The organism is Terriglobia bacterium, from assembly GCA_020072645.1.
Lineage (GTDB): Bacteria > Acidobacteriota > Terriglobia > Terriglobales > Acidobacteriaceae > Angelobacter.
In genome coordinates this window covers 110,628-131,169 of sequence record JAIQGK010000016.1, presented here as the reverse complement: position 1 = coordinate 131,169, position 20,542 = coordinate 110,628, and the positions used below count along the sequence as shown (strand labels likewise).

General features: G+C 55.8%; 19 protein-coding genes and 1 tRNA gene. 10 read left to right on the top strand and 10 right to left on the bottom strand.

From position 1 onward, the window contains the following. The first annotated feature begins 56 nt into the window (after positions 1-56). Both LAO76_22315 and LAO76_22310 read left to right on the top strand, forming a co-directional pair. On the top strand, positions 57-2,309 hold the full coding sequence (locus tag LAO76_22315; protein MBZ5493662.1) for a PBP1A family penicillin-binding protein: 2,253 nt from the start codon (positions 57-59) through the stop codon (positions 2,307-2,309). After that, positions 2,310-3,035, top strand: a complete 726-nt coding sequence (locus LAO76_22310; GenBank protein ID MBZ5493661.1) for a PASTA domain-containing protein — start codon at positions 2,310-2,312, stop codon at positions 3,033-3,035. It begins immediately after the preceding gene. Between the two features lie 262 nt (positions 3,036-3,297). Here the strand turns inward: LAO76_22310 and rsmB are convergent, their stop codons facing one another. From rsmB to LAO76_22280, 6 genes are all read right to left on the bottom strand, one after another. After that, on the bottom strand, positions 3,298-4,668 hold the full coding sequence (gene rsmB / locus LAO76_22305) for a 16S rRNA (cytosine(967)-C(5))-methyltransferase RsmB (GenBank protein ID MBZ5493660.1): 1,371 nt from the start codon (positions 4,666-4,668) through the stop codon (positions 3,298-3,300). Further along, positions 4,641-5,588 (bottom strand): methionyl-tRNA formyltransferase, encoded by a 948-nt coding sequence (fmt, locus tag LAO76_22300; GenBank protein ID MBZ5493659.1) that lies wholly within the window; start codon positions 5,586-5,588, stop codon positions 4,641-4,643. Before fmt ends, rsmB begins: the two co-directional genes overlap by 28 nt. Next, positions 5,585-6,097: a peptide deformylase gene (gene def / locus LAO76_22295; GenBank protein MBZ5493658.1), complete on the bottom strand. Its 513-nt coding sequence runs from the start codon at positions 6,095-6,097 to the stop codon at positions 5,585-5,587. Before def ends, fmt begins: the two co-directional genes overlap by 4 nt. Before the next feature lie 8 nt (positions 6,098-6,105). Further along, positions 6,106-7,287: a chorismate synthase gene (gene aroC / locus LAO76_22290; GenBank protein MBZ5493657.1), complete on the bottom strand. Its 1,182-nt coding sequence runs from the start codon at positions 7,285-7,287 to the stop codon at positions 6,106-6,108. 530 nt (positions 7,288-7,817) lie between these two features. Further along, on the bottom strand, positions 7,818-8,042 hold the full coding sequence (locus LAO76_22285; GenBank protein ID MBZ5493656.1) for a DUF1059 domain-containing protein: 225 nt from the start codon (positions 8,040-8,042) through the stop codon (positions 7,818-7,820). 461 nt (positions 8,043-8,503) lie between these two features. Next, positions 8,504-8,580: transfer RNA gene (locus tag LAO76_22280), tRNA-Met, on the bottom strand. A 497-nt stretch (positions 8,581-9,077) separates the two neighbouring features. Here LAO76_22280 and LAO76_22275 point away from each other — a divergent pair. Next, positions 9,078-11,546, top strand: coding sequence for an ABC transporter permease (locus LAO76_22275; protein MBZ5493655.1), 2,469 nt, complete (start codon positions 9,078-9,080; stop codon positions 11,544-11,546). A 4-nt stretch (positions 11,547-11,550) separates the two neighbouring features. Here the strand turns inward: LAO76_22275 and LAO76_22270 are convergent, their stop codons facing one another. Then, positions 11,551-12,267, bottom strand: coding sequence for a hypothetical protein (locus tag LAO76_22270; protein ID MBZ5493654.1), 717 nt, complete (start codon positions 12,265-12,267; stop codon positions 11,551-11,553). A gap of 508 nt (positions 12,268-12,775) precedes the next feature. On the opposite strand from LAO76_22270, the gene LAO76_22265 reads away from it, so the two are divergent. Beyond that, on the top strand, positions 12,776-13,114 hold the full coding sequence (locus tag LAO76_22265; GenBank protein ID MBZ5493653.1) for a transposase: 339 nt from the start codon (positions 12,776-12,778) through the stop codon (positions 13,112-13,114). 181 nt (positions 13,115-13,295) lie between these two features. Here the strand turns inward: LAO76_22265 and LAO76_22260 are convergent, their stop codons facing one another. Genes LAO76_22260 through lepB form a run of 3 tightly spaced genes read right to left on the bottom strand, consistent with a single transcriptional unit; the run spans position 13,296 to position 14,309 of the window. Beyond that, positions 13,296-13,562, bottom strand: a complete 267-nt coding sequence (locus LAO76_22260; GenBank protein MBZ5493652.1) for a hypothetical protein — start codon at positions 13,560-13,562, stop codon at positions 13,296-13,298. Between the two features lie 36 nt (positions 13,563-13,598). Further along, a complete protein-coding gene (locus LAO76_22255; protein MBZ5493651.1) occupies positions 13,599-13,814 on the bottom strand; it encodes a hypothetical protein in 216 nt (71 codons plus the stop codon). A gap of 6 nt (positions 13,815-13,820) precedes the next feature. After that, the gene (gene lepB / locus LAO76_22250; GenBank protein ID MBZ5493650.1) at positions 13,821-14,309 is read right to left on the bottom strand and encodes a signal peptidase I; all 489 of its coding nucleotides are present in this window, start codon (positions 14,307-14,309) and stop codon (positions 13,821-13,823) included. A gap of 186 nt (positions 14,310-14,495) precedes the next feature. Here lepB and LAO76_22245 point away from each other — a divergent pair, with 186 nt between their 5' ends. From LAO76_22245 to LAO76_22220, 6 genes are all read left to right on the top strand, one after another. Then, positions 14,496-14,945: a PCYCGC domain-containing protein gene (locus tag LAO76_22245; GenBank protein MBZ5493649.1), complete on the top strand. Its 450-nt coding sequence runs from the start codon at positions 14,496-14,498 to the stop codon at positions 14,943-14,945. A gap of 158 nt (positions 14,946-15,103) precedes the next feature. Next, positions 15,104-15,757, top strand: coding sequence for a hypothetical protein (locus tag LAO76_22240; protein ID MBZ5493648.1), 654 nt, complete (start codon positions 15,104-15,106; stop codon positions 15,755-15,757). Between the two features lie 10 nt (positions 15,758-15,767). Further along, a complete protein-coding gene (locus LAO76_22235) occupies positions 15,768-16,829 on the top strand; it encodes a YvcK family protein (GenBank protein MBZ5493647.1) in 1,062 nt (353 codons plus the stop codon). Between the two features lie 7 nt (positions 16,830-16,836). Beyond that, the gene (glmU, locus tag LAO76_22230; protein ID MBZ5493646.1) at positions 16,837-18,264 is read left to right on the top strand and encodes a bifunctional UDP-N-acetylglucosamine diphosphorylase/glucosamine-1-phosphate N-acetyltransferase GlmU; all 1,428 of its coding nucleotides are present in this window, start codon (positions 16,837-16,839) and stop codon (positions 18,262-18,264) included. 117 nt (positions 18,265-18,381) lie between these two features. Continuing rightward, a complete protein-coding gene (locus tag LAO76_22225) occupies positions 18,382-20,061 on the top strand; it encodes a M13 family metallopeptidase (GenBank protein MBZ5493645.1) in 1,680 nt (559 codons plus the stop codon). Continuing rightward, positions 20,003-20,464 carry a hypothetical protein gene (locus LAO76_22220; protein ID MBZ5493644.1) on the top strand — a complete coding sequence of 154 codons (462 nt, stop codon included), beginning with the start codon at positions 20,003-20,005 and terminating at the stop codon, positions 20,462-20,464. The genes LAO76_22225 and LAO76_22220 overlap by 59 nt, the downstream gene beginning before the upstream one ends. The last annotated feature ends 78 nt before the right edge of the window (positions 20,465-20,542 follow it).

Sequence of the window (20,542 nt, the reverse complement as noted above, 5' to 3'; positions counted from 1 at the left end):
TGTTGTCATGCTGGGTCAGCAGGGGAACCATGCTATTCTGGCCTTGACCTCACCCCATGGACTCTCTTGCTGGACCATCGCTTGCTGAACCAGCGCCAGACAAAGTAGCTGGAAAACCGCTGGTGGGCAGAGTTGTGTTCAGCGTGCTGGTTCTGACAGCGGCGTTCCTGGGAACCACGGCGGGATTGCTGATTGTCTACTCCACTGACCTGCCGCAAATCAGCGAACTTGAACGCTATCGTCCCAGCACGATCACGGAACTTTATGACGATCAGGGCCGGCAGATAGGATCATTTGCCTTACAGCGCCGCGTGCTGGCTTCCTATGATGATTTTCCCAAGGTGCTGCGTGACGCCATTCTTTCCACAGAAGACAAGACTTTTGAAACGCACTGGGGCATCAACTTCTGGCGGGTCTTTGGCGCCACCTATCGCGACATAACGTCAAGCTCGCGCGCACAGGGCGCTTCCACGCTTACCATGCAGCTTTCACGCAACCTGTTTCTTTCTCCTGAGCGCCATTTTAGCCGCAAAGTGCAGGAAGCGCTTCTTGCTTTGCAGATAGAGCGCCGCTTCACAAAGCAGCAGATCTTCACGCTCTATTGCAACCAGATCTTTCTGGGACATGGAGTCTATGGCTTTGAAGCCGGGGCCGAATACTACTTCAACAAGCACGCAAAAGATTTGAAGCTGGAGGAAGCAGCGTTGCTGGCGGGATTGCCCAAAGCGCCGGTTTTTTATTCGCCGATCAATTTCCCTGAAAAGGCGCTAAAGCGCCGCAATCTTGTCATCAACAACCTGCTGGAAGATGGCAAGATCACCGCCGAAGAAGCCGGCCGCGCCAAGGCCACGCCCCTGCACTTGAACATACAGCCTGACCGTTCACCCGCCCCCAACTTTGTGGAAGAAGTCCGCCGCTTTCTGGAGAAGAAATACGGCGCGGATGAAGTGCACGAAGGCGGCTTACGCGTATATACCTCGCTTGATCTCGATTTGCAGAAAAGCGCCACACAGGCATTGCTGGATGGACTGGCCGCCTACGAGCGTCGCCACGGATGGAAGGGCCAGTTGAAAAACGTGATCCAGAACGGCGAAGGCATTGGCAAATATCAGGACGTAGACTGGCAAAAGCCTCTCGTCGTTGGAGATTATGTTCATGCTCTGGTAGTCGATATTGGGCTGCAATTCTGCAAGATCAAGCTGGGACGCAACTACGCTTCACTGGGACCGGCGGAGCTGTCATGGACCGGCCACAAGCTGCCCAGAAACATACTTGCCGTGGGCGACATTGTTTACGTAAAGGTCCTTGCTCTGTACCCGGATGGCTCAGCGAAAGTTTCTCTGGAGCAAGATTCCGGCGCGCAGGGAGCGTTGCTGGCCATTGACAACGCCACCGGCGATATCAAAGCCATGGTCGGCGGGCGAGATTATGATGCGTCAAAGTTCAACCGGGCGACACAGGCATCACGACAGGCCGGATCATCGTTTAAGCCGTTCGTTTATACCGCGGCCATTGACCAAGGAGCCGAACCGGACGACCTCATCATGGATGCGCCCACCACGTTCAATAGCGCGGGCGTTCCCTATGCGCCGCGCAATTTCGACCGCAAGTTTGAAGGCAACATCACGCTTCGACATGCGATGGCCGAGTCGCGCAATATTCCGGCGGTGAAATTGGCGCAGCGCGTCGGTATGCCAACCGTAGCCGACTATGCGCGCCGCTTCGGCATCACGTCGCCAATCCTGCCTTTTCTGCCCGTGGCCCTGGGCGCTGCTGATGTTACGCTTTACGAGCAAACGTCCGCGTACACAGTCTTTCCCAACGATGGGCTGCGCATTGAGCCGCGCTACATCCGCAAAGTAACCGACTACGAGGGTCACGTGCTGGAACAGGATTTTCCTGACGCTAAAGACGTAATCAGCCAACGCACGGCGCGGACAATGGTATCGCTTCTTGAAGAAGTGGTGAAGCACGGCACCGCAAGCAACGCAAAGAAACTCAACCATCCCGTGGCGGGCAAAACCGGCACCACCAATGATTACACCGACGCATGGTTTGTGGGCTTCACACCCAGCCTGACTTGCGGCGTGTGGGTAGGGTTCGATGAAAAAAAGAACCTGGGAGAAAATGAGACAGGCGGACACGCGGCTCTGCCTATCTGGCTGGACTTCATGCGCGCGGTAGTTGCCGATCCTGCGCGGAAAAACGAGGCCTTTGCGGCTGTGGGCAGTGACAAAAAGAAAGCGGCAGCGGTTAAGCGCGCAGCCATCACGCCGCCTCGCCATGCCGGAGACGCGGAGGCCCACTGATTGCTGCGAAAAGTCATAAAATATTTTTTTCTTGGCCTGGTGCTGCTGCTGGTGTTTCTCTCCTCAGCGCTGTTGGCCATGCGCTTTGCCATACAAGGCCGAGAAGTGCAGGTGCCGCGGCTGGCTGGACTCACTCCTGCTGAGGCCGAACGCCTTGCCAATTCTGACGGCCTGGTTCTTTCCGTGGAAAGCCGCTTCTATAGTCCGTCAGTTCCCACCGGTCGAATCATTTCGCAATCGCCTGCGCCGGGCGCCACGGTGCGCCGGGGATGGAAGATTCGCGTGGCCGCCAGCCTGGGAACACAGCACGCCGCAGTCCCTAACCTGATTGGACAAAGCCAGCATGCAGCTGGGATCAACGTAAGCCGTCGCGGGCTGGAAGTTGGGACGGTCGCGACCATACACCTTCCCGGCGCGACCCCTGATACTGTGCTGGCACAGTCACCGCCACCCGAAGCGTCTGATGTGACGTCACCAAAAGTGAGCTTACTGATTGCCGCCGCGGACAACGGCCAGCGCTACGTGATGCCCAACTTTGTAGGAAAACCATTGGCAGACGCAAACATCGCATTGATTAAAGGTGGCTTTATCCTGGGCAAGGTGCTTCTTGTCAGCGGCAATGCCCCTAACGCTGCAGAGGCGCCCGGAATTATTATTCGGCAGTCTCCCGCAGCAGGACAGCGCGTGACCGCCGGAGCGGCGATAAGCTTTGATGTAAGGAAATGAAGAGTTAACCGCAAAGGACGCGAAGGACGCAAAGGGATTTAAAATAGTTTGGCAAGCCACGCTGTTGCGGCCCAGCACATTTTAGTTTCAGAGGTCCTTGAGATTCTACCCACCAGAATCTATGCACGAGACCAAACTCCAGAACCTAATAAAGCTTTCTCCGCGACTGAAAGTCGTGCCATGACGCGTCTCTCGAAAAATGGAATTATCATACAAACGTTAACTCACAATTGCGCTTTGCCATCTTTGCGCCCTTTGCGGTTCATATCTTTTCGAGGATCGCGGCGAAAAATCCATCACAAGGATGAACGCCAGGAATCGTCCGCAGAAAATCGCCACTGGTCAGTTCGTCAATATTCTTCCAGACCAGATCTCCCGATTCCTGCAAACGCTCTAGCTCGCTTCGTACCGGAATTATTTTGAATTCGGACCCGGTTGGTAAGCAGGCGGCGATTACCTGCTCGTTCTCTTCCGGCTCCAGCGAACACGTGGAATAGATAAGCCTTCCGCCGGGTGAAACATGCCGCATGGCCGCCTTCAGAATTGCGATCTGGCGCGATTGCAGATCGAGAAGATCATCCGGCTTGAGCTTCCATTTGATTTCGGGATTGCGCGCCAGCGTTCCCGTTCCTGAACAGGGAACGTCGGCTAATACACGATCGAAGTCCGCGCCGTAAGGCAGAGCGAGCGCGTCCGCGGTGATGACTTGGATGTTTTGCTGCGGAGCGAGTCTTCTCAGTAGAGTTGCACGATGCGGATGCAGCTCAGTAGCAATGATCTCAGCTTCAGGCAGGCGGGTAGCCATGGCGGCGGTCTTGCCGCCGGGAGCGGCACAGCAATCGAGTATCCGACGACCTTTGCCAACAAGCGCAGCCACCAGTTGAGAGCCTTCGTCCTGGATGGCGATATTTCTTTCCAAGACTTGCCCATCGCGGAACATTTGGGTGGCGCTAACGTCCCCGGAGGTCACGACTCGCGCCGTCGCCATCAGCGCGCCGGAGGCAAGCTGGACGCCCTGTTCGACCATCATGTTTTCGTCGTCTGGACTGCTCAAACGCAAGACGGTAGCAGGAATGCGCTGATCGTATTCGCAGATTTTCTGGGCAACTTCATCACCGAAAGATGAAGCCCATCGTTGTGCCAGCCATCTTGGGTGCGCCAGAGAAGAGGACAGATAATCGACGCCGCTCAGTCGGGACGCATGCGGATCATACGCCGCTGATTTGACCTTGCGCATCACTGCGTTCACTAGTCCGGTAGCCGAGACTTTCTTAGCCTGCTTGACCAGCTCTACCGTTTCATTCACGGCAGCGTGCGCCGGCACTCTTGTGAGGAACTGTTTTTGATAGACGCCCATGCGCAGGGCCGTAAGGACTTCGAAGTCGAGCTTGCGGAATGGCGTAAAGCTGAGACGAGCAATGGTTTCGTCGAGCACAGAGCGCCAGCGCAGAACACCCATGACGATTTCGGTTGTGAGATTGCGATCCACCGGAGAGAGTTCGTCAAGAAGCCCGGAGTGCAGAAGTTCGACCGCATAGGCCGACTCGCGCTCCACGCGTAACAATATGTTGAAAGCCGCGTTGCGCGCTGGAGAGACGGCCACGATCAGTCGCCCTTGGCTGGACCCAGCCATTCGGCCGCAGCGGGATGATAGCCGTTGATGAATTCCCGCGCGGCCATAACTTTCTTTCCTTCAGGCTGGATCTGCAATAGTTGCAGCACGGTGCGATGTCCGCAGCCGACGAAAAGCTTTTCATCTCCCACGCGCAGATCACCGGGCGCCAAGTTGGACGGCGTATCTTCGGGCCTGGCACTGATCAATTTCAAACTCTTGCCGCGAAACTGCGTGTAGGCTCCGGGCCACGGCTGAAAGCCGCGCAGGCGATTGTGAATTTCAGTTGCGGTGCGCGTGAAATCCGCGAGCCCATCTTCTTTCTTAAGAATCGGCGCGAGGGTGGCTTTGGCGTGGTCCTGCGGAACCGGCGTGACGCTGTTGTCTTCAAGGCCGCGCAATGTTTCTACGATCATATCTGCGCCCATTTCTGCCAGACGCGGCGCGTAAGTCAAAGCCGTATCTTCTGGACGAATAGCCATTTCTCTTTGCAGCAGGATGTCGCCTGTATCCAGGCCTTCATTCAACAGCATGGTGGTGACGCCGGAAACGGTTTCTCCCTGCGCGATGGCCCATTGCACCGGCGCTGCTCCGCGGTACTTCGGCAGCAAAGACGCATGCACGTTGATGTTGCCGTAGCGCGGCAGCTCCAGCATCCACGGGGGAATGATTCTGCCGTAGCCGACGACGATGATTGCGTCGGGCTGCAAGGCCTCAAGCTGCGAGCGAAATTCTTCGTTCTTCTTGATTTTTTCCGGCTGAATCACCGGAAGACCAAACTTCAAAGCCGACTGCTTGACCGGCGGGGCGGTCATCGCCATGCCACGACCCTGCGGTCGGTCGGGCTGCGTGACGACAAGTTGGATCTCGAACCCGGCGGCGTGCAGGCGCTCGAGTGACGGCACGGCAAACATCGGCGTGCCGCAAAAAACCAGCTTCATGCCCACTCGCCGGCGCGCACCAGCTTTTTGATTTTGCGCTTGATCAGGTCACGCTTGAGCGCGCTCACGTGGCTGATAAACAGCCTGCCATTCAGATGATCAATTTCATGCAGGAAGGCGCGGGCAAGCAGATCGTCGCCGGTCTTTTCAAACCAGTTCCCTTCTACATCCTGCGCGCGGACAGTCACGATGTTGGCTCGCGTGACGTTCTCACGGAAATCAGGCAGGCTCAGGCAGCCTTCCTGTCCGTTCTGCTTGCCTTCACGGCCAATAACTTCCGGATTCACCAGAACGAGTTTGGCGTTGGGATCTTCTTTGAATGTGGTGTCAATGACGGCGATGCGCTTGCCAATGCCAATCTGCGGCGCCGCCAGCCCAACACCGTGTGCCGCGTACATGGATTCAAACATGTCATCGACCAGCTTCTTCAGCTCAGCATTAAATTCTGTGACCGGTTCAGCAGGCCTTTCCAGCACCGGATCACCATAGACTACGATTGGATAAATCATTCGTTCTGCTAGAACTCCCGCAATTGTTGTTGATAGCCGGCAAAATTTCGCCGCGTTTCGACGATGGAATCGCCGCCAAACTTTTCCAGCGCGCAGCGCGCCAGGGTGAGCGCCACCATGGCCTCAGCGGCAACGCCGGCAGCCGGGACCACGCAGACATCGGAGCGCTCATACGCGGCTTTGACCGGCTCACGCGTGGCAAAATCCACCGAGCCCAGCGGACGCCGCAAAGTTGAAATCGGCTTGAGATAGCCGCGCACCAGAATGTCTTGCCCGTTGGAGATGCCGCCCTCAATTCCGCCCGCGTGATTGGATGCGCGAGTGAAGCCGGTAAAGTGCGCATCGCTGCTTTTGTTGTATCCAATTTCATCATGGACGGCAGAGCCGAATGAAAGCGCCGACTCAACGCCTGTGCCGATCTCGACGGCTTTTACTGCCTGCAATGACATTACGGACATGGCCAGCCTGCCGTCGAGGCGCTCGTCCCACTGGGCAAAGGTACCGAGGCCCGGAGGTACGTTGTGCGCGACGACCTCAAAGACTCCGCCGATGGAGTCTCCGGTGCGCAGCGCGTGATCGACTTCAGCTTTCATGCGCTGCTCGGAATCGGCATCTGCGCAGTTCAGCAGAACTTCCGGCTTGGCATGCAGCTCCTGAAGTTTTTCCCATGGCACTTCGGCGTTCGCCAGAGTGGCCTTGCCTACGGCGATCACGTGGCTGAGCACTTCCATGCCAAGCTCGCGCAATAGGAGTTTGGCGATTGCGCCAATGGCGACGCGCGCTGCGGATTCGCGAGCGGAAGCGCGTTCCAAAATGTATCGAGCTTCAGGAAAATTGTACTTCAGAGCGCCGGCAAGATCGGCGTGTCCGGGACGCGGAGATGCGACGCGCTTGTGCTTATCAGGATCGCCGGACTCCACCGGCAGCGACTCTTCCCAGTTTGCCCAGTCTTTATTCTCCAGCAGAATGGAAATCGGCGAACCAATCGTCTTGCCGTGACGCACACCGGAGAGAATGTGGGCCTTATCGGTCTCAATCTTCATGCGTCCGCCGCGGCCAAAGCCCTGCTGACGACGCCAGAGTTCACGGTTGAGAAATGCCAGATCAATGCCCAGACCTGCGGGCACACCGGACAGGAAAGCCACAAGGCCCTCTCCGTGCGATTCTCCGGCAGTAAAGTAGCGCAGCATGGGTCGAGATTCAGCTCTGCTAGGGGAAGTTCCCGGCAAAACATTTGATTGTAGCCGATCATTGTCTCGCTGCGCTTCACACCGCCATGAGTATCGCTTGGATTGTCCTCTATAGGCTTCTATAGGCTTCTGTCTCAGGCGGCTCGGCGCGCAATCCGGCCTCGCCCCTTCGTCTTAAAAAGATTAAGGATGTCGCTGCGCTCACACCGCTTGAGGGCGCATATGCCGGGTCAAGCCCGAGACGGTTGTGTTTTCAGTGGCTAAAGCCCAATCAATCTGAAAGCTTGACGGCACGACTAAAGTCGTGCCCTGACACTTGTCTTATATGCCGAAAGTTTTGAACCGCTGCGGTCTTCCCTCGCCTAAAGACAAAAGCTCGGTCTGGTCGCGTTTACGTTCTCATTTTTGCGCTTGCGGCTCGAACTCGTCCCGGATGGTCATGCAAAAAAAGGCGGGCTGACGAGGCCCGCCGAGACGAGAAGGGTTGCGAGGACATGAGACTTCGAGTGGCATTTCACGCCGATGGGTTATCAGGCGGCGTGACGGATCTTGCTGCGTACTTTGTCGCGAGTTTCGTCATCAATTGACGTCAGGTTGTGCTGCTCGCGGCCATGCTGCTCCGCTTTGCGCAGTACTTCATCCGGACTGGAGCCTTTCGCTTCCCAGGAACATCCGGTAAAGCCGGCGTCGGCGCAGCGGAATGAGTAATTTTCGTTTTCTTTATCAGTGCGGTTTGGCTGAGTGATATTGGCCATAATTTTCCCTCCAGAACTATTGTGCCGCGAATCCAGAGCTGAATGGGGCAAGATCGAAAGCTGCTGGTGAAAAATCGTAAGCAGCTGGATGGGCACAATAAAGCGTCACCAGACCTACATCTGGACGCAAGGAAAGCCAAAAATTCTTTGGTGGTGGCGGTAGGACTCGAACCTACGACCTACGGATTATGAGACCGTCGGGGCTTTTTTCTGAGGGGCTACGCCCCTCGTGCTGGGTTCGCGCAATACGGCGCTCACCCCAGGCGCTCACCCGAGCGACGGATGAAAATTGGAGTCATATTCTTTGGTGGCGGCGGTAGGACTCGAACCTACGACCTACGGATTATGAGACCGTCGGGGCTTTTTTCTGAGGGGCTGCGCCCTCGCGCCGGGTTCGCGCAATACGGCGCTCACCACGCGCGCTCACCGAGCGACGGATGAAAAATTGGAGTCATATTCTTTGGTGGCGGCGGTAGGACTCGAACCTACGACCTACGGATTATGAGACCGTCGCTCTAACCACCTGAGCTACACCGCCAAAAGGTGAGGGGAAACGGGACAAAAAACAAGCTGCGCGACCTGGCGTCGGCAGCAGATTTGATTGTAAAGTCGTTCGATTTCCGATGTCAAACATCACCCGTATCTGGGTGATCAAGCTGTCTGTGTAAAACATTTGGAGAGCGCGATTTTTCCATTTCAGGTTGAATCTCTGGAGAATGGAGTAAAGAATTCGGTCCCCGCTCCCCGCGTTGACGAACCAGACCATAGGCCGGGTGCGGCTCCGGACTTCCACGAAGCAGCGCTCAATGAAGTTGGTGGTTCGTTACTTATTCCACAGGGGCCGGGCAAAACAAAGAACAGAAGCTGCGGGAAGCAACCAATGCATGTAAGTACTCAGGCATGCCTTCGCCACAATCCGCCCACGACCGAGGGCGGTGGCGCACGAGCATTCCCCAGGCACTTAATTACTTAAGTACTTTAGAATCCTGGGGGATGGGGAATCGGGCGGAAGTCATGTTACGATAACTTTCCGCAATGTCCAACCTGGCACGTGATCTCCGATACGCTTTAAGGGCCTTTGGCAAGAGTCCGGCATTTATCGCGGCTGCCATTTTGTCATTGGCCATTGGCATAGGCGCCACGACGACCATTTTCAGCATTACCAGCGCGTTGCTCCTTCGTCCCCTGCCGTATAAAGATGCTGACCGCCTGGTGATTCTGTGGAACTCGTCGCCAGGGCTGGGAATCCCGCAAGACTGGTTTTCCACCGCGCAGTATCTTGACATCAAGAACAACAACCACGTGTTTGAGCAGGTGGCCGTGGCCGTGGGCGGCAATTACAACATTACCGGCGATGGCGAACCGGAACGAGTGGGTGTGATCCGTGTGAGCAGCAACCTGCTGCCGATGTTTGGCGTGCGTCCCATCCAGGGCCGGCTTTTTAATCCGGATGATGACCTCTATGGCGGCCCCAACGTTGCGATTCTTGGTTATGGAATATGGGCGCGCCGGTACGGACTAGATCCCCACATGGTGGGCAGGCACATCATTATTAACACTCACCAGTATGAGATTGTCGGGGTCTTGCCGAAGGACTTCTCTCTTCCGCGAGAGGTCCTGCCAACACTGGATTCCGCGGAGCATTCCGACCTGTTTCTTCCCATGCCGCAGTTTCCCACTTTTGCCACGGACCGCGGGTATGAGGGTTACAACGTTGTTGCCAAGCTCAAACCCGGCGTGACTCTTGAGGAAGCACGCGCCGAGATGAACACCATCACGGCCCGCCTTCGCCAGGACCATCCGGACGTCTATCCACCCAATGGGGGGCTCACGTTCATTATTCTGCCGCTGCTGGAACAGGTTGTGGGCAATGTACGCCATACTTTGTGGCTATTGCTGGCGGCTGTTGGATGCGTGCTGCTGATTGCATGCGTGAATGTTGCCAACCTTTTGCTTTCACGCGCCGTAGGACGGCAAAGAGAAATCGCGATCCGCACGGCCATGGGTGCGACCACGCGTCACGTGATGCGCCAGTTGCTGACGGAAAGCATGCTGCTTGCGCTTTGCGGCGGCGCGCTCGGCGTGCTTTTTGCGTTTATGAGCATTCATTGGACGCATGTGCTTGGCCCCAAAAGCGTCCCGCGCCTGGATGAGATCGGGATTCGCGGTGACGCGCTGTTGTTTACCCTCTTCATCTCGGTGGCATCGGGTATTCTCTTTGGCCTTGCTCCGGCGTTGCGGATGACGCGTGTTGATATGCTCGCCAGGCTCAAGGATTCTGAACGCGGTTCGGCAGGCGCAAGCGCGATGTGGGGACGCGGCAACAATCTGCGCCGGATCCTGGTCATTGCTGAATTGTCCATCTCCGTGGTGGTGCTCATTGTGGCCGGACTGCTGCTCCGCAGCTTTATCCTGCTGCAACTTGTCGATCCCGGATTTAATCCTTCCAATGTCTTGACGGTGGAGCTGGCGCTGAGCGGCGACAAGTACAAAGATCAAAAAGCAAATCACGACACCTGTATCCGATTTCTGGACAACCTGGAGCACCTGCCGGGCGTGACCTCCGCCGGTGCTGTATCTTCCCTGCCTCTGAGCGGTATGCTCGCGTGGGGGCCTATTATCGTGGAAGGACGCGTGCCTCCGCCGGGGGAAAAATTTATCAATGCCGATGAGCGCGTTGTCGCCGGCCATTATTTTGAAACCATGCAGATTCCGCTGCTCAAGGGGCGTTACTTTAACGATGAAGACACCATGGACAAACCGCGTGTTGTGATAGTGGATGAATTCATGGCCAGTCAGCTCTGGCCCAATCAAGACCCCCTGGGCAAGCGCATCAGTTTCACAGACCTGAAGGCCCCGCCGGTCTGGGCCACCGTGATTGGCGTGGTTGGCCGCATCAAACAAGAAACGCTGGATTCTGATTCACGCCTTGCGTTTTATATGCCGCACGGCCAGTACATCAGCCGATTGCTAAATCTGGTGGTGCGCACAACCACTGATCCCGCATCTCTCACGTCCGCTATAAACCATGAACTGCATGAAGTGGACCACGATCTTCCGCTTTACAACGTTGTCACCATGGACCAGCGCGTCGCGGACTCTCTTGCACGACGGCGCTTCACCGCTGTTTTATTGGCGTTGTTTGCGGCTTTCGCGCTGGTTCTCGCCACAATCGGCATTTACGGGGTCATGGCCTATCTTGTGAATCAAGGCACGCGGGAAATCGGCATCCGCATGGCGCTTGGCGCCACGCAGCCCACCGTGCTCAGGCTGGTGGTGAAGCAGGGCATGACGCTGGCTCTTACCGGCGTGGCAATCGGCATGGTCGCCGCGTTCGCTTTCGGTCATCTTATCAGCGGTCTTCTCTACGGCGTGAAACCAACTGACCCGCTCACGTTCATTTTAGTTGCCGTGCTCCTGACGATCGTTGCCATGGTTGCCAGCTATATCCCAGCGCGCCGCGCGACGCGCATCGATCCCATGGTTTGCCTGCGTTGCAGTTAAACAGCTACTCGTCATATTCGCTTGATCCCTGCACCCAGATAAATGACTGCAAGTCGATCATGTCCCGCGGGCCAAGGTCCGCAACATCGTCCCGCACTGTAGCGACAAAATCCAGACAGCTCGCATAGGTCTTCCATTCCGGCCGCGACTGATAATGAAACGGAAAGCCATATTCACGGGCAGCGGTTCGCGTGACGTTGGGCTTAAGGAAGATGTGCTTTTCGGGCTGCGCCAGAAAACCGAATACGGTCACAATGGGCCACGTTAAGACGCGCGTCTGCTTGCGTGGCAGCCTCGCCACCACATCGCACCATCGCTCAAACCGCTCCTGCATCTTTCCCTTGCCGTGGAGAAAGTCATACAGCCCGATGGCAAACATGCGCGCACCCGCGTCCGATTTTACGGCATCGCGCAGCGCCATCTTCTCGAATGAAAAAATCAGGTTTGTCCGCGCTTCAATCCTTACCGCGCGCAACGCGACCTCAGCATAATTGCCTTCGCGCAGCAATGCTGAGTAAACAGCCTGATTCAGCATGCGGTCCCATTCGCGATTGGCATTCCATTTGTAATCGCGTTCCCACGCGAGATACGTTTCATCCTCGAAACCGCCTGGAAAGAAGCGCAGAAATTTTTTGCGGCAACGCCTGGCTTCCGGTGAAATTTGTTCTCGATGAATTGTTCTGGAGCGAGGCTGAGCTAGTGCAAGGTTGCTGGCGCGCATATGGTAAATCCTTGACTGATTGGATTCATTCGATGCTGCGCAGGTTTGGCGACAATCGAGGGCTGCTGCTTGGGGGTAGCTATTTGTGGAGAGGCGCTCGACGAGATTCTCGCCGCGAAGAGCATAAATCCAAAATCAACGACAGTCATCCCAGAGGATCCGTCAGGAGGCCGCGCTTTCTTCAGCAGACTCATAGGACCAGAGGGACCTGCTCTATGATTTTGTGGCACAGGCACTCTTGCCTGTGACCGTTTCCTGTAGCAGGATATTTAGGCACAGACAGGAGTGTCTGTGCCACTAATTAGGGCCCAAGAAATGAAGCACCCAGACACCGAAGATGCACCGCTATAAAAGAAACCTGCCGCACATCGAAGCGTTCAATGCAACCTACTTTGTGACTTTCCGCGTCTGGACATATCCGTATCTGCCTCCGGCTGCGCGATCAATTGCTCTGCGGCATTGTCTTTTTGAGAATGGAAGAAAAATTGAATTGCACGCATGTGTGATCATGCCAACCCACATTCATCTTCTCTTTACTGCGCTGGAAGACGAGAATGGTTATCCGTTTTCTCTTGCTGAGATCATGAAAGGGATCAAAGGAGTTTCAGCACGCAACATCAATAAATTGCTGAATAGACGTGGTCAGCTCTGGCAGGATGAATCATTTGACAGAATCATGCGTGCTGGAGAGTTTCAGGACAAGTTGGAGTACATTTTTGCCAATCCGATTAATGCTGGACTTGCTAAGCGGCCCGGCCAATACAAATGGGTTTGGATGCAGAAAATCGCACAGGCAAGAGTGCCTGTGCCACAAGAATCTACCTCGAACGCCTCCAAGCCCAAATAATCGCAGCCGCTCTGATTCACAGCAACGTCGACACAAAATCGAGGGACCTGCTCTGCCTCAGCTCTGGAATAAGAAGATTCCATTAGTCTGGCGAAATCTGTCGTTCGCGACTGGCTAGTCGGAGTGGAACAGGGTCTGAGAGTTTTCTCCACATGGGCTGCGTTAACGCAACAATGATGCTTCAGGGTTTCGTTTTATAAAACCCCTCACTCCCAAATCCAAACACCCGATTTGATCGCGCCCGATAATTCTCCCACGCAATGGCCGCGGCCAGTTCCACCAGTTGCGGAGTTGAAAACCGCTGTTGCAGCCGCTGGCGCAGTTCAGGAGTCACCTTCGCTGGTGTCGCTGTAATGGCGTCCGCCAGCTCCAGCACCAGTTTTTCGTCGGGAGAAAAAAGGTTACTTTCCGCGTACCAGTTCAGGTTGCGGATCTGATCGTCACTCAAGCCTGCGCGTCTGCCACCGGCAGAGTTAATGTCGATTCAAAAAGGACATTCCACCAGCTTGGCCGCGCGGATCTGGCCCAGCACTTTCAGCTTGGCTGGAACCAGGTTGGTTTTCTCCAGCGCCATGCTGAACTTAGTGTAAGGAATCAGCACGTCAGGGTGCGTGGCGATTGTTCCGAGCGGAGCAATATCTTTGCCCAGGCGCTTGCGGGCAAACTTGCAAATCAATGAGACCTGTAGCTTTTTAAACATTATCGATCAGTGCAGTATTCCCAGCTTCTCCATGGGCCAATAGCCAAAGACGGCTTTGCCGTAGATGTAGCTTCGCATTACCGGGCCAAAATCGCGGCTGTCATTGGACATGGATCGATGGTCGCCCAGCACAAAGTAGGAATTGCCGGGCACCACAATGTCTGAATAGGAGCGGGCATCCAGGTAGTCTGAAGGCACATAAGGCTCTGAGAGCTGTTCATCATTCACGTAGACATGTCCGTAAGCTATTTTGATGTGGTCGCCGGGCAGCCCGATCACGCGTTTGATAAAACTCTTGCGCGTATCGCGTGGATAGCGGAACACGATAATGTCGCCGCGTTCAATGCTCTCCAGTCGGTACACCAGTTTGTTGATAAAGATGCGCTCCTGGTCTTCCAGGCCCGGCTCCATGCTGCCGCCTTCTACTTTTACAGGCTGATACACAAACAGGATGATGAAGAATGAAACCAGCACGGAAAAGAACAGGTCCCGCATCCAGGTGCGTAAAGTTCGCAGACCACTGGATTCCGGCGCTGGCTGCTCCGTCTGTACCTGGACTGTTTCCTGCTGTGGCGTCTCCACTTAAGGTGGCTCCGTTTCCTGATTACCTGATTATACGTAGTTCCAGGATTGCTGGTATCTATTTCAGTAGCTCCTATTCTGGAGTAAAATAGCATCGATATGAAGCATTTTTTAAGTGTCCTCACTGTCCTTCTTGCCGCCGGCATGACGCACGCCCAGTTTGTGAACCAGGCCGCTGAAGTTCCGGCGTTCCATCCCGCGCCTCCCAAGGCCGGTACGACTCTGCCGCCCGTGCTCACACAAAAGCAGCTTGCGGACCAGGGCATGATCGCCCCTGCGCAGGTGGCTTCATATAAAGCCGCTGCCAAGGTGGGTTCGGTCCTGTATCAGATGCCTTGTTATTGCTATTGCGACCGCAACCATGGCCACGCCAGCCTGCGCAGCTGCTTTGAGGGTACGCATGGCGCGAGTTGTGGCACTTGCATGCAGGAATCGCTTTATTCTTATCGCCAGTCCAAAAAAGGCTGGTCGGCTAAGATGATTCGTGATGGCATTATGCGGGGTGACTATAAGTTGCTGGATCTTCAAAATCCGGAGCCGGTAAACTAACATTTGCATACTATTTGGTGCAGTTGACGCATGCGTTTTTTCTGCGTATAAAGGGCTGCACCCCTGAGCGGCTCTGTCGTTGTGGAATAGCTGGTTCTTCTGATTTCCACAGCGCGTTTTCATTGCTATTCTGACCTGAGCCGCAAGGAAACAATAGAATGAAGAAGAAACTGGCAGGTAACGTTAAGCGTTTGCCTGCTAAACCATTGAAATCAAAACCCATTAGGACTAGAAAGACCATGGCTGGCAAGAAACCACCTGCTCCGCCGCAAAAGCCGACGTTCAGGGAAGACCCTGGTTTTGCACAGGCTGTGCAAAATTATGAGGCTGCCGTCAAGGCCATGCAGGAGCACAAATTCGAGAAAGCCAAGACCCTGCTGGAGAAGATCCTCGCAGCCGGTAACCGCGAACTGATGGATCGCGCCCGCGTCCATCTGAACCTCTGCAATCAGCAACTGGCCGGGGCAGCCACCACTTTTAAGACGCATGAGGAGCACTTTGATTACGCTGTTTCTCTCCTGAATGGAGGCCAGTTTGATCAGGCCCGCACCCATATGGAGAAGATCCTCAAGAGCAATCCCAAGGCGGACTTTGCTTATTACGGTATGGCCGTGGTGGATTGCCTGACCGGCCAGGTTGAAAGCTCGCTCAAGAATCTGGGCGAATCCATCCGGCTGAATCCGCAGAACCGTTTCCAGGCCCGGAACGATTCGGATTTCCAGAATATGGCTGACGATCCCCGCTTTACTGAATTGCTCTACCCTGAGCCTACTGACCTTCCGTCTTCCAACTTCGACCAAAGGAAGCGCTAGCGCAACGCGCATGCCGCCGCCAGCAGAGCAGAATCGTGGCCGCTCAGCTCGCGGGATTCGTGTTGTCGCCATCGGCGGCGGCACCGGCCTTTCCACCTTGCTCAAAGGCCTTAAGCAATACACAGTGCGCACCGGCGAAGTTGCTCCCGACGGGCCCTACATATCAGATCTCACCGGACTGGTCACCGTAAGTGATGATGGCGGCTCCAGTGGACGGCTGCGTCGTGAGCTGGGCATGCTGCCGCCCGGCGATGTCCGCAACTGCCTTGTCGCGCTCTCTGAAGACGAGAACTTTCTCTCCAAGCTGTTTCAGTTTCGCTTCTCCAGTCCTGGCGACCTTGAAGGACATAACTTCGGCAACCTGTTTCTGGCCGCGCTCACGGCCATGACGGGTGACTTTGCCGTGGCCGTTCAGCAGGCTTCGGAAATCCTGGCCACCCGCGGACACATCCTCCCTGCCACCTCGGCCAATGTGCAGCTCAAAGCCATTATGGACGACGGTTCGCAGGTGCTGGGTGAGACAAATATCAATGCCAGCCAGCGCCGGATCGTTGAACTGCAGATTGTGCCGGCCAATCCTGAGCCTTTGCCGCAGGCATTGGCGGCCATCGCCGCTGCCGACGTCATCACCATGGGCCCGGGCTCGCTCTTCACCAGCCTGGTCACGAATCTTCTGGTTCGCGGCATTCCTCAAGCTATCGCGGCCTCGCCCGCCGTCAAGGTCTTCATCTGCAACCTGATGACGGAAGCCAATGAAAGCTTGCACATGAAAGCCTCTGACCACATCCGGGCCATTTATGATCACTCCCCGAGCAGGATTTTTGATTACGCCCTGGTAAATACGGTCCCTGTTTCAGCGAGCATGAGAGAGCGCTATGCGGAAGAGCATGCCGAGCAGGTGGAAGCTGATATTCCTGCCATTGAGGCGCTCGGCGTCAAGTGCATTCCCGGCAACTTCATCATGGAAAGCCATTTTGCCCGTCACGCCACTGACCGCCTATGCCAGGAACTGGTGCGGCTGGCATATTCCGCCCGTCGCTCCCCCGAACTGGCCCGGCAGGCTTTAAGATGATGGCTTGATGCCTAACGTGAAAAACAACGGTAATCCTGATTTCGCCATAGTAATCATGGCAGCGGGGAAAGGTACGCGGCTCAAATCCAGCCGCGCCAAAGTCCTGCATGAAATCGCCGGCCAGCCTCTTCTGGCGCATGTAATCAAGGCTGCGCAGCAGATCGTTCCCGCCCAGCACATTTTTGTCATCGTCGGCCATCAGGCTGAAAAGGTGCGCGCGGCTGTTGCTCCCTTGGGCGTTCAGTTTGTCTTGCAGGCTGAACAGCGCGGCACCGGTCACGCCGTCATGTGCGCTCGCGAACAGGTGTCCTCATACCAGAACATCCTCGTGCTCTCCGGTGACGTGCCTTTGATCCGTCCTGAGACCATTGCTCAGTTGCGCGATTTCCATCTCGGCAAAAAAGCTGCCATGACGATTCTTACCGCTGAGCCTCCCGATCCCTTTGGCTATGGTCGTGTGATTCGCGCCGGCTCCAGTGATCGTGTGAAAGCCATCGTGGAGCAGAAGGCTCTGACCAAATCTCAGCAGAAAGAACGTGAGATCAATTCCGGCATTTACGCTTTTGCCACCAAGCCGCTATTTGCCAATATTGATCGCCTCAGCACGAACAACGCGCATCACGAGCTTTACCTCACAGATATGGCTGCGCTGCTGGTAAAAAGCAAGGCCACCGTGCTAGCTCTTAAAGCCTCCGATGCTGCTGAAGTCCTGGGCGCAAACACTCTGGCGGAGCTGTCATCTCTGGATGCGACCATGCGCAGGCGCAAATGCGCTGATCTGATGGCCGCGGGCGTCAGCATTTATCGGCCGGAAACCTGCACGATCGATAATGACGTTGAAATCGGCGCGGACACAATTCTTGAGCCTTTCGTGCAGATTCTAGGCCGCACGCGCATTGGCTCGGACTGCCGCATACGCTCTTACAGCGTCATCAGCGATTCGCAGATTGCTGACAATGTGCTGCTTCGTCCCGGCTGCATCATTGATCAATCCACCATTGCCGCGGGAGCGCAGCTTGGTCCGTACACCCATGTGCGTCCTGGAAGCGAGATCGGTGAGGGCGCGCATGTGGGCAATTTTGTCGAAATAAAAAAGACCCGCCTGGGACGCGGCACCAAAGCCAACCACCTCAGTTATCTCGGCGACTCGGATATCGGCGCAGACGTGAACGTGGGCGCGGGCACTATTACTTGCAATTTCGATGGCGTCAACAAACACATGACCGTGATTGAAGAAGGCGCTTTCATCGGCAGCGACTCCACCCTGGTGGCGCCCGTTCGTATTGGGCAAGGAGCTTACGTGGGCGCGGGTTCAACCATCACAAAAAACGTTCCCGCGGACGCTCTGGCCCTGGGCCGCAGCCACCAGGTCACCAAAGAGCGGTGGGCCAGCCATCGCAGGGACCAGCAGGCCAAAGCCAAGGCTGGAAAGTAAGCGGCAACAAGCATGTTGATTGACTTTTTTGCCCACCATTTCCGTGTTTATGCGTCTGATCACATAGACATTTTTGATAGATAACCCCGTCTGCGCTTTATCCCAGGAGGATTTTGAATGCGTCGCTTGTTTCTCGTGGTTTTCTTGTGCCTCTCAACATTTGCTTTTTCCCAGCAGAAAAGCGCTTCATCAGAAGAGCTGCCCAAGCTTGAGCATTTGAGCGCGGACCAGGTAAATCCGCAGATCGATCCCTGCACGGATTTTTACCAGTACACCTGCAGCAAATTTTTTGCCGCCAACCCCATTCCTCCTGACCGCGCAGGCTGGGGCGTTGCGGGCCCGCTGCAGCAATGGAATGAGACGGTGCTGCGCCAGGCGCTGGAAGCAGCCGCAGCCAAAAAACAGGGCCGCACAGCCGTGGAACAGAAGATAGGCGATTACTGGACCAGTTGCATGGATGAGACTGCAGTCGAAAGCTCTTCCGCCAAGGCCTTTCAGGCGGAGTTGAAGCGCATTGACGATCTCAAGCAGAAATCGCAGTTGGCTGACCAGATCGCCCACCAGCACTCCACCATTGGAAGCGCCTGGGCAGTCGATGATAACGCGACTTTCGCGCCATTGTTCGGCTTGTCCGCCATTCAGGATTATGACGACGCGCAAAAGACGGTCGCGCAGTTTGACCAGGGCGGCTTCTCACTGCCCGGACGCGAGTTTTATTCCAAAGACGATGCCAAGTCCCAGGAGATCCGCAAGCAATACCTGGCGCACATAGCCAACATGCTCAAGCTCAGTGGCGAGTCCCAATCACAGGCCACCGCTGACGCCGCCGTGGTAATGCAGATTGAAACCGAACTGGCCAATGCCGCCATGGACGTGGTGAAACGCCGCGATCCCAAAAATATTAACAACAAGATGACGCTGGCGGAGCTTCAGAAGTTAACTCCCTCATTCGATTTTCAGCGCTATCTCACGCTGGTGCACGCTCCCGCACAGCAGACGTTTCTGGTGACCTCGCCGGATTTCTTCAAGGGCCTTGAGCATGCCATTCAGCAGCATCCTCTCGCTCATTGGAAAGCGTATCTCAAATGGCAACTGGCACACGAATCCGCGCCTTATATGGGCAAGGCATTCGTGAATGAAAATTTTAACTTCTTCGCGCACACGCTCACTGGCACACCGGAGCTTTCGCCACGCTGGCGGCGTTGCGTACACTCCACGGACAACGCGCTGGGTGAAGCGCTGGGCCAGGCCTATGTTGCCCGCGCCTTTCCTCCGGACAGCAAAGAACGCGTGCTGCGCATTGTAAAAGCGATTGAGGGCGCCCTGGACCAGGACATCACCAACGTGAACTGGATGACCGGTGCCACCAAGAAGCAGGCCAGCGCCAAACTCCATGGCATCCTGGATAAAGTCGGCTATCCCGACAAATGGCGCGACTACTCGGCCCTGGAAATTAAGCCGGATAATTATCTGGAAAACGTGCATCGTGCCACAGCGTTTGAATACAACCGCTGGCTGCAAAAAATCGGCAAGCCGATTGACCGCTATGACTGGACCATGACGCCGCCCACGATCAATGCTTACTACGATCCGCAGTTCAACACCATCAACTTCCCCGCCGGAATCCTGCAGCCGCCTTTCTTCAACGCGAATGCGGACGACGCTACAAACTTTGGCGCTGAAGGCTCGGTGATTGGCCATGAAATCACGCACGGCTTTGACGACCAGGGCCGCAAGTTTGACGATAAAGGCAACCTGCACGAACTGGTGGACTGCCGAAGACGCCAAGAACTATGACGAACGGGGCAAGTGCATTTCCGACGAATACACCCAGGAAATTCCTGAAGCCGGCGTGAAGCAGAATGGGCTGCTTACCCAGGGTGAAGACACCGCGGACAATGGGGGACTCTACCTGGCCCTGATCGCGCTGGAGAATGACCTGAAGCAGCAGGGAAAAACGCTTGAAACCAAGGGCGACGACGGCCTGACGGAAGTGCAGCGCTTCTTCCTCTCGTTCGCCAATAACTGGTGCAGCCAGTTGCGGCCGGAAATCATGCGCACCGCGGTCCTCACCAATCCTCACTCGATTCCCAAGTACCGGGTCAATAACACCATCGCGAACATGCCGGAGTTCGCCAAGGCGTTCGGTTGCGCCAAAGGCAAGCCTCTGGTGCTTGAAAACGCGTGCCGCGTCTGGTAAAAACGCACGTTGCGCAATGCAGTTTGTGCCGGGTTGGCGTCAGCTCTCGATTTTGACGCCACCCGGCAGCAGACTTCG